Origin of the sequence: Comamonas sp. wu1-DMT (assembly GCF_040187805.1) — a bacterium.
Classification (GTDB): domain Bacteria; phylum Pseudomonadota; class Gammaproteobacteria; order Burkholderiales; family Burkholderiaceae_C; genus Comamonas; species Comamonas thiooxydans.
This window is the reverse complement of the sequence record NZ_JBANEM010000001.1, coordinates 368,780-381,046: the sequence shown is the minus strand read 5'-3', so window position 1 is coordinate 381,046 and position 12,267 is coordinate 368,780. Positions and strand designations below refer to the sequence as shown.

Here is a 12,267-nt window from a genome sequence, read left to right as displayed (position 1 = left end):
GCGCCGCAGCGTCAGTTTTTCTTGGATGCCTTGCCCGACTGGGACTGCAGGGCCTTCAGAATCACGGTATCCACGTCTTCGAAGGTGTTGCTGACCAGAGGGCGGACGGCATCCTGGGCCACGTGGCATTGCTGGCAGAAGTAGCGCCGCGTGGATACCTGCCCCAACATGCGCCCGTCGCGATCCATGTAGTGCGTGACCGATACCGGCACGGCCTGCGAGATCTCGGCCTTGGTTCGCGAGTGGCAGTCCATGCATTTGTTGAAGTTCTTGTCGACCTGATAGCCGTCCACGCGATGGGGAATCGTGGGAGGTTGCCAGGTGTAGTTGCGCGTGCGGCGCACGTCATCGTTGACGGCATTGCCAAGCACTGGTGGCTTGGTCGCCTGCATGATGGGTGTAGGGCCGCGCGCCGAGTCATAAAAGGTATCCGCGATAGCGGCTGGCGTCCAGGCCATACCTATATTGAGCATGAGCAGCATGCCCACAAGACGGACGAATTTGCGGACGAAGTTCATGGTCAACCTCTCTTTCGTCAAACCTTGGTGACCTTCACAGCGCACTTCTTGAAGTCCGTCTGCAACGAAATCGGGTCAGTAGCATCCAGCGTCACCTTGTTGATCAGCTGGCTGGCGTCGAACCAGGGGACATAGACCAATCCGCGCGGTGGCTTGTTGCGGCCGCGGGTCTCGACGCGCGTGCGCATGGAGCCACGCCGCGAAGACAGCTCCACTTCGCTTCCGCGGCGCACGCCCAGCGCCTTGGCGTCATCAGGATGCATGTAGCACAGTGCGTTAGGCACGGCACGATGCAGCTCGGGTACGCGCCGGGTCATGGATCCTGAGTGCCAGTGCTCAAGCACTCGGCCCGTGGAAAGCCAGAACGGATAATCCTTATCCGGAGCCTCAGCTGGTGGTTCATAGGGCAAGGCAAAGATGTTGGCCTTGCCGTCGATATTGCCGTAGAACTGGTAGCCCGTGCCTGCCTTCACATAGGGGTCCGAGCCTTCGCGGTAACGCCAGAGCGTTTCCTTGCCGTTGACCACGGGCCAGCGCATGCCGCGCACCTTGTGGTACTGGTCAAACGGTGCCAGATCGTGGCCATGGCCACGGCCGAACGAGGCGTATTCCTCGAACAGACCTTTTTGCGGATAGAAGCCAAAGGCCTTGGCTTCCTCGTTTTCATAGGCGGGGTCCATGTCGGCCAATGGGAACTTGTCCACGTTGCCGTTGCGGTACAGCACCTCGAACAGGGTCTTGCCGCGCAGCTGGGGCTTCTTGGCCAGCAGTTCTTCGGGCCAGACTTCCTCGACCTTGAAACGCTTGGAAAACTCCATCAATTGCCACAGGTCGGAACGCGCCTCGCCAGGAGCCTTGACCAGCTGGTGCCAAAAGTGGGTGCGGCGCTCTGCATTGCCATAGGCGCCTTCCTTCTCGACCCACATGGCCGACGGCAAGATCAGATCGGCGGCCACGGCCGTGACTGTGGGATAGACATCGGAGACCACCACGAAATTGTCGGGATTGCGGTAGCCCGGATAGCCTTCCTGGGCCAGGTTGGCGCCAGCCTGAATATTGTTGTTGACCATCACCCAGTAGGCATTGAGCCTGCCGTCCTTGAGTGCACGGTTTTGTTCCACGGCGTGGTAGCCGGGCTTGGGGGGAATCGTGCCTTCCGGCAGTTTCCAGATGGTTTCCGCAGTCTTGCGATGCTCTGGGTTCGTCACCACCATGTCCGCTGGCAGGCGGTGGGAGAAGGTGCCCACCTCACGCGCCGTTCCGCAGGCCGACGGCTGTCCCGTTAGTGAGAACGGGCTGTTGCCGGGTGTGGCGATCTTGCCCAGCAGCAAGTGAATGTTGTAGACCATGTTGTTGGCCCATACACCGCGTGTGTGCTGGTTGAAACCCATGGTCCAGAACGACACCACCTTGCTATTGGGGTCTGCATAGAGTTCGGCAAGGGCCTTGAGGCGGTTGGCCGGTACACCCGTGAGCTTGGTTGTGTACTCAAGCGTATAGGTGGATACGAACTTAGCGTATTCCTCATAGTTTATGGACTTGGCACCGTTGGGATCCTTGGCGTTCTTGGCCGCCTTCTGCAGAGGGTGCTCGGGACGCAGCCCGTAGCCGATATCGGTGTTGCCGAGCTTGAAATTGCAGTGCTTGGAGACGAAGTCCTTGTTGACCCTGCCCGTGGTGATGATGTGGTTGGCGATGTAGTTGAGTATGGCCAGATCGGTCTGAGGCTTGAAGGTCAGAGACATGTCCGCCAACTCATACGAGCGGTGCTCGAAGGTGGACAGCACGGCCACCTTCACGCCAGGTGTGGACAGGCGCCTGTCGGTCACGCGCGTCCACAGCACCGGATGCATTTCCGCCATGTTCGAGCCCCACAGCACAAAGGCAGTCGCGGCCTCGATGTCGTCATAGCAACCCATGGGCTCGTCCATGCCAAAGGTGCGCATGAAGCCGGCAACTGCCGAGGCCATGCAGTGGCGTGCATTGGGATCAATGTTGTTGGTGCGAAAACCCGCCTTGAACAACTTGGAGGCGGCATAGCCCTCCCATACCGTCCACTGGCCGGAGCCAAACATGCCCACCGCGTCGGCCCCCTTGGCCTTGAGCGTCTTTTTGAACTGCTCTGCCATGAGGTCGAAGGCCGTATCCCAGGAAACCTGCTGGAATTCGCCATCCTTGGCATAGCGACCATTCTTCATGCGCAGCAACGGCTTTGTCAGACGATCACCGCCATACATGATCTTGGACAGGAAGTAACCCTTGACGCAGTTCAGTCCCCGGTTGACCTCGGCCTCAGGGTCACCCTGGGTGGCCACTACGCGGTTGTCCTTGACGGCCACCATGACGCCGCAACCTGTACCGCAAAAGCGGCATGGCGCCTTGGACCACTTCAGGTCGGCAGCCATTGCACCTGCATCCTGGGACAGAACTTCTATGGGTATGCCTGCAACGGCCCCTGCGGCTGCGGCTGCAGATTGACGGACAAAATCACGCCTAGTGCTAGTCATGTGTTACCTCTTGGTTTAGCGACTGCCAGTTCTCAACATGCTGATAAACCAGGGATGCGTTGATTACGCCATCGAGCAGCTCAATCTGAGACACGCAATCAAGTATTTCCCTTGCATGGGGCGCTTCCAAGGTCACCACCAACTTGCCGGCCGGATGACTTCCATGTATTTGGGCGCCTTTGATCATGACGATGCCAGCAGCTACTTGTGCCAATGCTTGAGGAAGCACATGCACAACCAGGCTGGTGATATGCAAGTCGGTATGAGTTTCAATGGGCTCAGATTCTTCATGCATGTGGAGGGCCACCGATGATCATCTGATAAAACCAGATCGCAAAGCCGTAAGACGCAATCAGTACAACGGCCAATATAGGTGCCATAACAACTGCGAGAAATGCGAAGCTGCGCAACTCCTCGGTACGAGTCGATTCAGGCTGAGGTTCTGTCATTAGCAATCCCCCTTGGCTTGGATGCCTGAGCATCCATGATTTGGCGATAGAGATCCGATAACGAACTTTGCCACGAGATTACCTACAAAATTGACTTGCAACAAGGTTCTTCTCGATTCGTTGCTTTACATCAATTCCTTCATTAAGATTTCATTAAGTCAATTGACATTCAAGTAAATGCCTCGGGCGTTGACTAAATAGTCGGCGGAATCAAGCGCGGCTTGGATCAGCACTCTGCAAACTGAATTCGCGCCTCAATCTCGCACTGACCCATTGAAGTTGAGGCGTGAAATCTGGCCTGAAACTGATAGCCGCCGCCGCCGCCGCCGCCGCCGCCGCCGCCGCCGCCTGCTGCTCGCTTGAAGGCCGTCACTGGATCACTTGACCTCCATGGAGAGGTAATCGGGGTATTGTGCAGCCGTAATCAAGGATGGCAATCAGCGGGAGAAAGCCAGTCCTGCACAAGAGATTGCAGCAGATCGTGGATTTGGTGGCTCAAGAGAGCGCAGGACCTCGCGGCATTCAAGACGCGCTCCTCTCGGCCAGACAGGAAGCGATAACGAGGCTCATGCGAGCTCAACCTGGATTTGTGCAAGCTCAAAGCATCACCGTGCCGAGCACGATGCGCATCGAACCAAAAAGCGCTCCACAAAAGCGCTTTATAGGACCAAAAGGATCTAGGGGCAGAGCTCCGCTCTTGCTCGTCCATCAACTCACATTGGACTGTCCCCAGGCATGTCTACCTGCTAAGGGAAAGTCCAATCGCAATCCCAGTGTCACCTATAAGCTGCTCGTAATAGGTTGCGATGTGATGCGGCAACCACTGCTCAGAGGCTCAATCATCTCCAGCAGCCGCTTGTAGCCCGTGCGCTGCACCCGCCACTGACCGGCGACCCGGGTATAGCAGTCCTCGTATAGCGCACTGCCGGTGAGTATGGTCTGCTCATCCAGATTGATGAACAGATCATTGAGGTACCAGATGCCGGTGGCCGTGTCACCGTCGACCTTGATTTCCGGTGTATGCCCGTTGTGCATGCCAAAGCGTCGATGAGTGAAGGCATTGCGGTAGAAGTTCATGGCTTCATCAATGCCATTGATCTCATACTGGTAAGTCGGGCTGTCGAAGCGAATATGGACATCATCGGCCAGAACTGTTTTCAGAAGCTCCAGATTGCAGGTGTCGATGCCGCGAAAGTAGCGCGCCTTGAGCTGTTTGATTTCTTCAATATCCAGAAGAGTTTGCATGCTGTTCCCCGCTGGAGTTTAGTGAGGCAGGTAATGGCCGCCACTGACGTCCAGTTGGGCGCCGGTCACCACGCGCGCATAGTCGCTGGCCAGATACAGCGCGGCAGAGGCGCAATCGGCATCGTCGGGGATCTCGTTGCGCAAGGGAATCTGCTGGGCAATCACATCGACCAGCGATTCCATAGAAACGCCCTGGCGCTTGGCTTCCGCCTGGAAATAGCCTTTGACCGGTGCGCCCCACATCCAGCCGTTGTAGGTGCTGTTGACGCGGATGCCGAAGGGCCCCAGGTCTTCTGCCAGATATTGCACAGCGGTCTTGAGCGCGCCTTTGGATACTGCGTAACCGGCTTCGAGCTGATTGGGGCGGCGCGTTGCCATGGTATTGATCATCACAATGCTGCCGTCTTTTTGCTTTTTCATCTGCGGCACCACGGCCTGGGTCATGTTCATGGATCCGTACAGATTGACTTCCATGACCTTGCGCCAGTCATCCATGGACGAGTTGCTCGAAGATCCCCAGGTCCCGTGTGCATAGGCCGAGTTGATCAGCGCATCGATGCGGCCGAACTTGGCGATGGTTAGCTCTGCAAGCCGCTGGCATTGCTCGGGCTGGGAGATATCGGTGGCGACTTTGAAGACTTCGCAGGAGTAGCCTGCATCACGAATGGCTTGCTCTGTCTCATCCAGCATGGACTGCGTGCGGGCAGCCAGCACCACGGCTTTGGCCTGATATTCCGCCGCGCGCAGGGCTAGCTTGATGCCCATGCCGGGGCCGATGCCAGAGATGATGATGACTTTGTTCTTCAAAAGCATGGTGGTTTCCTTGGATCTATAGGCTTGGAAATTGGCTGTCTTTCAGAATGCAGCCTTGGTGCGGGCGAAATGCAGTTCCTCTGAGCGGTTTTTGACATCGACCGCCACCTGATCAAAGGCGACCTTTACCCAGGCACCATGCTCGCGCATGATCGTGTCAGCGTTCAGTCCCAGGAACTGGTCGGTGGTGAAGTAGGTGCAGCGGTTGGCGTCAATTGCCTCTATGTATTGATCGCGGCGTGCGGCATCCTTGTTCTCAGGCACTGGGCGCTGCTCCCAGGACAGCAACTGCTCGGGTTCAAACGCGACCAGATACTCGTTGACGGGCCAGACTTCGCCCGTCAGCGGGTGGCGGGTTTTCATCTCGACCAAGTCATTGAGCTTGAGCCCACAGCGGATGTCGGGGCAGAAGCGATTCCAGAGGTGATAGTTTTCCAGGTCCGCAAGCACTTCCCAGACCACGCTGGCAGGTGCATTGATTTCCACTTTGATGGAGGTGACGAGATTGGCAGCTTTGGTCATCTTGGATGTCGCTTCAGTTGATGGGCTTGGAGGTGATCTGCAACTGCTCGCTCAGCGGCTCAACGGTCTCGAGCAGAGTCTTGTATCCAGTCTCCGCAATCCACCAGCGGCCATCGCGCTTGAAATAGCGGTCTTCATAGATGGCACCGCCGTGCATATGCGTTTTCTCTTCGAGGTTGATGAAGACGTAGTTCAGATACCAGAGCGCGGTAGCTTCGTCTCCCTTGACCTCGATCTCCGGCGTGTGGCCGTTATGCATGGCCAGGCGGGTTTTGGTGAAGGAGGTTTTGTAGAAGTCCAGCGCCTTGTCTATGCCCTCCAGATGGAATTCATAAGCAGGGCTTTTGAAAGCCAGCTTGATGTCTGATGTCAGCATGCCCCTCAGCAACTCCAGGTTGCAGGTATCGATGGCGCGAAAGTAGCGCGCCTTGAGCTGTTTGATCAGCTCAATGGCTTCTAAGTCCAACATATGTTTTGTCTCCTTTTGTGATGAGCCGGTCTTGGGCGCCGACTTGATAAAAGCTGCATGAGGATGCAGTCCGGGCTTCTGAAGTCCATGATGAGATCCTCGGATTCGGACAGGTATTGCTGCCGCCGGCGCAACAGTTCTTCATCCCCTTGGGGTCATGGAAGCTGTCAGCACTGCCAATGAGGAACTGGCGCCAGCTGTCAGCCGAATGTCGCTCGGGGCGCCGCAAACTGAACATGATTTTTCCCTGGAGCCACCTCTTAGCTTTGGCTTTGCAGATGCCTGGCTCGATATAGCGCGTAGTCGCTTCGCATTTGCTGCTCGCTCAGACCAAAGGTCTCCAGGCTGTAGTCATGGCTCGCACGTTTTTCACGGCCATTGCTGGAAAGCCATTGCTGCGCGTCGGCACGGGCTTTATCTGTGAATGGCATATTGGCGAACTGATAGACAGCCTCCAGTACCTCCATGGGCTTGGCCACAGTGTCCGAGAAGTGGATATCCAGAAAGCGCCGGCTGTCCTGCTGGTCGCGGACCTGCATGGTGTGATGAATGCCACGCGCCATGCGGCTGCTCCACTGCCGGCCTGCCGAGCTAGGGTCAGGCTGGTCGCTGTAGATCTGCCACAGCGTATGCGCCATGCTGGCCATGGATGGGATGGTCTGAGCGGGCTCGCGATGGGTCAGGATGACCTGAGCCTTGGGGAAGACGGACAGCAGGATTTCTAGTGTATGCAGATGCTGGGGCGCCTTGAGCAGCCATCGTTGGCCCTGCGCTTCGCCACGTTGATGCTTCTGCCATTGAAGAAACTGGAGCATCTTCTTGAGCTGCACATAGACAGGGCGCTGATCCTGCTGATCGAGCCAGGAGGTGTAGCTGGGCACATCGGCGTAAGCGTCCATGGCGCAGAGAAAGGAATGCTCCATGAGCATGAATTCCTCGTCGCACAGCGTGGCGTTCATGGGGTGGATGGACAGAATCTGGGGAATCGCCTCAATCGTCTGCGCTACTTCCGCCTTGGCCATTGCAATGCGGTTGGCGCAGTCCTGCGGGCCTTCGCCGGTCAATGGTGCAGGGTAGCGGGTCTCCCACCAGGCAGCAGAGTAAAAGCGCGGGTCTACGGCCAGTGTTCGCTGCAGCATGGTGGTGCCGGTGCGCGGCAGGCCCACGATGACCAATGGGTCTTCGATCTCGATCTTCGAGATTTCGGGGAAGCGCTGGAGATAGTCCTCCATGAGCAGGCGATTGACCAACTGGCCCACGAGTCGCTCGCGCATCATGGCAATGCCGGTTGCCGATAGCTTGGCTTCGGTGTTCAGGGCTCGCGTCAGAACTTCCAGCGCTTGTCGGTAGTTGTCGTTGCCAAAATCGTTGAGGCCTGGTGCACGCTCACATGCTGCTTGCAGCAGTTCTTCGACGTGCAGAGTTTGGGGTGTCACAGGGGCATTCATACAGTCTCCAGCAACTGGTCTATCGAGATCACTTTGGTGGTGGGGTGGCACTGCTCCTTGGCGCCAACCCAGCGCAGGCACATGGTTCCCTGGCGTACGCCGGCGGTTTGCAGCCAGTTGGCAATGCCGGGGTCTTTTTCGCTCAGCACCAGAGTGACGCCGCCGTTTTCGTCGTATTGCGCCTGGTGCTTGTTGATGCAGATCTGGTGGTAGCGGTAGTCCAGAGACTCCAGCCAGTAGTTATTGATCTGCAGATTCCAGAACGAGCATTCCGGCACCTTGTCGATATGAATGACCAGGGCCTGGTCCTTGCGTAGCTCCCAGTGCGAGTGGTAGTAGAAAATATTGGGGTCACCGCCCACGGACTGGCAGTAGGCCTGATCGGCTGGCGGCAACTGATTGCTATGTGGAAGATAGCTTTGTGCCCAGTCGGCAAATAGCTTTGCCGTGTTCTCGACAAAAGACGTTACGCGCTGCAGCGATTGCGCCAGAACCAAGGGATCCAGCGGGCCGGGGGTGTCCGTGGTGCCAATGCGCTCGATGGCAAGCTTGGCGGGCACTTCGCTCTTGCGATCCATGAAGGTTTGGCGCACCAGCAGCGACACCGAGGCATCCTCCATGGGCAGCCAGTTACCCGGCTGCGGGTCACGGCTGACGATGAGTTCGAAGTCACCGTTCTCGTCAGTCTTGAGTTGTGTGGCGTCGATAAACCCGGTGACAACCATGCGGCCATCGGTTTCATAGCCGCCTTTTTGCGTGCAAAAGCTCAGGTACGAAACCGTGCCTCGGTTGCCATGAATGCGGTATTTCATGGACCCGTTGAGGCGTGAGTATTCGTAGATGTTGTCCGGGTTGTCCGCGCCAATCTTGGCGGTTTCGTGCGAGGTCTTGAAGAAGCTGGGAAACGCCGGGTCGGCGAATTCCACATGCATCTCCAGCGCGATGCGCAGCAGTCGGGTCAGATAGCGATAGCCTTCTGCCCGCGTTGCGGGGTCGGCAGGGGTTTCGGGACGCAGAATCTGCTGGCCGCAGCGTTTGAGGTGATCGCAGAACTGCGACCAGGTTTCGCCGCTGAGCAGTTGCTCATTAATGGTTTGGGTATCCATGATCTGGCTTTCTTTGTGTGCCGCGCATTGCCAGGTGGTGGCTGTGTGCGGTGGGTGAAAGAAGAAAGAGGGGCGTTGCAAAGGCTGGCAACGCCACAGTTCATCCAGTTGCTTTAGTCTTCCGCGGCGATGATTTCGCGGGCCACCAGTTCGGCGATGATCTTGTCCACCGCCTCTTGCGCAGTCATCGCGGGGGTGGAGATATGAATGTCTGGAGACTCCGGCACTTCAAACGGTGAGTCGATCCCCGTAAAGTTCTTCAGCTCACCACGGCGCACTTTCTTGTAGAGGCCCTTGGGGTCACGCTCTTCGGCAACGGAAAGCGGTGTGTCGATGAATACTTCGAGGAACTCACCATCCTTCACCAGCTTGCGCGCCATTTCGCGTTCTGCCTGGAATGGCGAAATGAAGGCGGTGATGGCAATCAGCCCGGCGTCCACAAACAGCTTGCCCACTTCAGCGACGCGACGAATGTTTTCGACGCGGTCTGCATCGGTGAAGCCAAGGTCGCGATTGAGGCCGTGGCGCACGTTGTCGCCGTCGAGCAGATAGGTATGCCGGCCACGCGCATGCAAACGGGTTTCGAGCAGATTGGCAATGGTGGATTTGCCAGCGCCCGACAGACCGGTAAACCATAGCAAGGCAGGTTTTTGATGCAGGCGTTCGGAACGCGCTTCCTGGTTCACATTCACATGCTGCATATGAATGTTCTGCGAGCGACGCAGCGAAAAGTCGATCAGACCCGCGCCCACCGTGGCGTTGCTCAGGCGATCGATCAGGATGAAGCTGCCAGTTTCGCGATTGTCCTTATAGGAATCGAAAGCGATAGGCTGGCTGCTGGACAGATTGCAGACGCCGATTTCATTGAGCGCCAGTTCCTTGGCGGCCAGATGCTCCAGCGTGTTGACATTGATCTTGTACTTGGGGGCGGCGAAGGTGACGGGAATCGTCTTGCCGCCGATCTTCATCAGATAGGGCCGGCCGCCGAGCATGGGCTGCTCGTGCATCCAGATGAGCGTGACCTGGAACTGATCGGCCACATCGGAAGGTGCATCCGCAATCGCAATCACATCGCCCCGGCTGCAGTCCACTTCGTCGGCCAAGGTCAGGGTAACAGACTGGCCTGCACCCGCCTGCTGCAGATCTCCATCCTGGGTAACGATGCGCGCAACCTTGGTCACGCGTCCGCTAGGCAGGATGCGGACGCTGTCTCCGGGGTGAACCTGACCGCTGGCAATGCAGCCCGCAAAGCCGCGGAAGTCGAGGTTGGGGCGATTGACCCATTGCACAGGCATGCGAAACGGCAGCTTTTGCTGGCGTGCTTCGTCGATTTCCACCGTCTCCAGATAGCCCATGAGTGTGGTACCGCGGTACCAGGGCATGTGCTCGCTCTGCTCGGTGATGTTGTCACCACGCAAGGCCGACATGGGGATGGCCGTGATGTCTTCCAGATTGATCTTCTTGGCGAACTCGCGATAGTCGGCCACGATGTCGTTAAAGATCTTTTCGGAGTAGCCCATCAAGTCCATCTTGTTGACGGCCAGCACGATTTTACGGATGCCTATCAGTGATGCCAGATAGCTATGGCGCCTGGATTGCGTCAGTACACCGCGGCGCGCATCGATCATCACCACGGCCACATCGGCGGTGGAGGCACCAGTGACCATATTGCGGGTGTACTGCTCATGGCCGGGTGTGTCGGCCACGATGAACTTGCGCTGGTCGGTCGAGAAGAAGCGGTAGGCCACATCGATGGTGATGCCTTGCTCGCGCTCTGCGGCCAGACCATCGACGAGCAGCGCGAAGTCCAGCTCGCCGCCTTGCGTGCCGACTTTCTTGGAGTCCGCGACCAGTGCTTCCATCTGGTCCTCAAACAGCATCTTGGATTCGTACAGCAAGCGTCCGATCAGCGTGCTCTTGCCGTCATCCACGCTGCCGCAGGTGATGAAGCGCAGCAGGCTTTTCTGCTCGTGCGCCTTCAGGTATTTCTCGATATCTTCAGAGATGAGTGCGGATACATGTGACATCAGAAATACCCCTCTTGCTTCTTCTTTTCCATGGATGCGGCCGAGTCGTGGTCGATCATCCGGCCCTGTCGTTCCGAAGTACGGGTCAGCAGCATTTCCTGAATGATCTTGGGCAAGCTATTAGCGTCGGATTCGACGGCACCCGTCAGGGGGTAGCAGCCCAGGGTGCGAAAGCGAACATTGCGCATCATGGGAACTTCGCCACTCTTGAGCGGCATGCGCTCGTCATCGACCATCAGCAGCGTGCCGTCTCGCTCCACCACTGGGCGAGGCGCTGAAAAATAGAGTGGAACGATGGGGATGTTTTCGAGATAGATGTATTGCCAGATATCCAGCTCGGTCCAGTTGGACAGCGGGAACACTCGGATTGATTCGCCTTTGTTCTTGCGTGTGTTGTACAGATGCCAGAGTTCCGGACGCTGGTTCTTGGGATCCCAGCGGTGCTGGTCCGAGCGGAAGGAAAAGATGCGTTCCTTGGCGCGAGACTTCTCTTCATCGCGGCGCGCGCCACCAAAGGCGGCGTCGAAGCCATACTTGTCGAGAGCTTGCTTCAGGCCCTCGGTCTTCATGACGTCGGTATGAATTTGCGAGCCATGCTTGAACGGGCTGATGCCCATTTCAAGACCTTCTGGGTTGATGTGGACCAGCAGGTCCATGCCCAGCTTGGCTGCCATCTGATCACGAAAGCGGTACATGTCCTGAAACTTCCAGGTCGTGTCCACATGCAGCAAGGGGAAGGGCGGCTTGGCGGGGTAGAAGGCCTTCATCGCCAGATGCAGCATGACCGCACTGTCCTTGCCGATGGAGTAGAGCATGACGGGGTTTTCTGCCTCGGCAACAACCTCGCGCATGGCCTGAATGCTTTCGGCTTCCAGCCTTTGCAAATGAGTCAGCACCACAGATTTCTCCTTGGTTTTTTGTTTTGAGTGCTGCCAACTGTAGGAGTCCGTTAAATCAAATCTTTGCGCGAATTGATGTTTTAGAAGTTGCTGCGCCATGCTCGCCATAGGGTCCAGCTTCGGTGGCGTTGGGGTTCTGACGGCGGTGTTCTTCGGCGCCAGCGATACGTCTTGCGCAGTCTTCAAGATGCTGCTGGCCAATTCGTTCGACTGGCTGAGCATCTCTGTGGCAGCAGGCAGATGAAACAGGCGCAGCCGGTCGTG

General features: G+C 57.3%; 12 protein-coding genes. All 12 read right to left on the bottom strand.

What is annotated here, in order from left to right; genetic code table 11:
- Positions 1 to 11 precede the first annotated feature (11 nt).
- The 12 genes from V8Z78_RS01745 to cysD all read right to left on the bottom strand — a co-directional run bounded on the left by V8Z78_RS01745 (position 12) and on the right by cysD (position 12,102).
- Entirely contained in the window at positions 12 to 518 is a 507-nt protein-coding gene (locus V8Z78_RS01745) for a nitrate reductase cytochrome c-type subunit (RefSeq protein WP_003070155.1), read from the bottom strand.
- A gap of 17 nt (positions 519 to 535) precedes the next feature.
- The gene (napA, locus tag V8Z78_RS01740; RefSeq protein WP_349730783.1) at positions 536 to 3,025 is read right to left on the bottom strand and encodes a periplasmic nitrate reductase subunit alpha; all 2,490 of its coding nucleotides are present in this window, start codon (positions 3,023 to 3,025) and stop codon (positions 536 to 538) included.
- A complete protein-coding gene (locus tag V8Z78_RS01735) occupies positions 3,018 to 3,320 on the bottom strand; it encodes a chaperone NapD (protein ID WP_349730782.1) in 303 nt (100 codons plus the stop codon). The genes napA and V8Z78_RS01735 overlap by 8 nt, the downstream gene beginning before the upstream one ends.
- On the bottom strand, positions 3,313 to 3,474 hold the full coding sequence (gene napE / locus V8Z78_RS01730; protein WP_003070148.1) for a periplasmic nitrate reductase, NapE protein: 162 nt from the start codon (positions 3,472 to 3,474) through the stop codon (positions 3,313 to 3,315). The genes V8Z78_RS01735 and napE overlap by 8 nt, the downstream gene beginning before the upstream one ends.
- A 780-nt stretch (positions 3,475 to 4,254) precedes the next feature.
- Complete coding sequence (locus V8Z78_RS01725; protein ID WP_003070146.1) at positions 4,255 to 4,719, bottom strand: nuclear transport factor 2 family protein; 465 nt, start codon at positions 4,717 to 4,719, stop codon at positions 4,255 to 4,257.
- Positions 4,720 to 4,737: 18 nt separating this feature from the next.
- A complete protein-coding gene (locus V8Z78_RS01720) occupies positions 4,738 to 5,532 on the bottom strand; it encodes an SDR family oxidoreductase (RefSeq protein WP_046462009.1) in 795 nt (264 codons plus the stop codon).
- Positions 5,533 to 5,574: 42 nt separating this feature from the next.
- On the bottom strand, positions 5,575 to 6,054 hold the full coding sequence (locus V8Z78_RS01715; RefSeq protein ID WP_003070142.1) for an SRPBCC domain-containing protein: 480 nt from the start codon (positions 6,052 to 6,054) through the stop codon (positions 5,575 to 5,577).
- 13 nt (positions 6,055 to 6,067) lie between these two features.
- Positions 6,068 to 6,523, bottom strand: coding sequence for a nuclear transport factor 2 family protein (locus tag V8Z78_RS01710; protein WP_003070140.1), 456 nt, complete (start codon positions 6,521 to 6,523; stop codon positions 6,068 to 6,070).
- 260 nt (positions 6,524 to 6,783) lie between these two features.
- Entirely contained in the window at positions 6,784 to 7,971 is a 1,188-nt protein-coding gene (locus V8Z78_RS01705) for a sulfotransferase family protein (protein ID WP_046462010.1), read from the bottom strand.
- Entirely contained in the window at positions 7,968 to 9,077 is a 1,110-nt protein-coding gene (locus V8Z78_RS01700) for a DUF1214 domain-containing protein (RefSeq protein ID WP_148747893.1), read from the bottom strand. The genes V8Z78_RS01705 and V8Z78_RS01700 overlap by 4 nt, the downstream gene beginning before the upstream one ends.
- A 113-nt stretch (positions 9,078 to 9,190) precedes the next feature.
- The gene (gene cysN / locus V8Z78_RS01695; protein WP_046462011.1) at positions 9,191 to 11,104 is read right to left on the bottom strand and encodes a sulfate adenylyltransferase subunit CysN; all 1,914 of its coding nucleotides are present in this window, start codon (positions 11,102 to 11,104) and stop codon (positions 9,191 to 9,193) included.
- A complete protein-coding gene (gene cysD, locus V8Z78_RS01690; protein ID WP_349730962.1) occupies positions 11,104 to 12,102 on the bottom strand; it encodes a sulfate adenylyltransferase subunit CysD in 999 nt (332 codons plus the stop codon). The genes cysN and cysD overlap by 1 nt, the downstream gene beginning before the upstream one ends.
- Positions 12,103 to 12,267 lie beyond the last annotated feature (165 nt).

What these genes read in the sequence shown, in the direction of transcription:
- V8Z78_RS01745 (WP_003070155.1), bottom strand. Translation starts at nt 518, where the DNA reads ATGAACTTCGTCCGCAAATTCGTCCGTCTTGTGGGCATGCTGCTCATG.
- napA (WP_349730783.1), bottom strand. Translation starts at nt 3,025, where the DNA reads ATGACTAGCACTAGGCGTGATTTTGTCCGTCAATCTGCAGCCGCAGCC.
- V8Z78_RS01735 (WP_349730782.1), bottom strand. Translation starts at nt 3,320, where the DNA reads ATGCATGAAGAATCTGAGCCCATTGAAACTCATACCGACTTGCATATC.
- napE (WP_003070148.1), bottom strand. Translation starts at nt 3,474, where the DNA reads ATGACAGAACCTCAGCCTGAATCGACTCGTACCGAGGAGTTGCGCAGC.
- V8Z78_RS01725 (WP_003070146.1), bottom strand. Translation starts at nt 4,719, where the DNA reads ATGCAAACTCTTCTGGATATTGAAGAAATCAAACAGCTCAAGGCGCGC.
- V8Z78_RS01720 (WP_046462009.1), bottom strand. Translation starts at nt 5,532, where the DNA reads ATGCTTTTGAAGAACAAAGTCATCATCATCTCTGGCATCGGCCCCGGC.
- V8Z78_RS01715 (WP_003070142.1), bottom strand. Translation starts at nt 6,054, where the DNA reads ATGACCAAAGCTGCCAATCTCGTCACCTCCATCAAAGTGGAAATCAAT.
- V8Z78_RS01710 (WP_003070140.1), bottom strand. Translation starts at nt 6,523, where the DNA reads ATGTTGGACTTAGAAGCCATTGAGCTGATCAAACAGCTCAAGGCGCGC.
- V8Z78_RS01705 (WP_046462010.1), bottom strand. Translation starts at nt 7,971, where the DNA reads ATGAATGCCCCTGTGACACCCCAAACTCTGCACGTCGAAGAACTGCTG.
- V8Z78_RS01700 (WP_148747893.1), bottom strand. Translation starts at nt 9,077, where the DNA reads ATGGATACCCAAACCATTAATGAGCAACTGCTCAGCGGCGAAACCTGG.
- cysN (WP_046462011.1), bottom strand. Translation starts at nt 11,104, where the DNA reads ATGTCACATGTATCCGCACTCATCTCTGAAGATATCGAGAAATACCTG.
- cysD (WP_349730962.1), bottom strand. Translation starts at nt 12,102, where the DNA reads ATGGCGCAGCAACTTCTAAAACATCAATTCGCGCAAAGATTTGATTTA.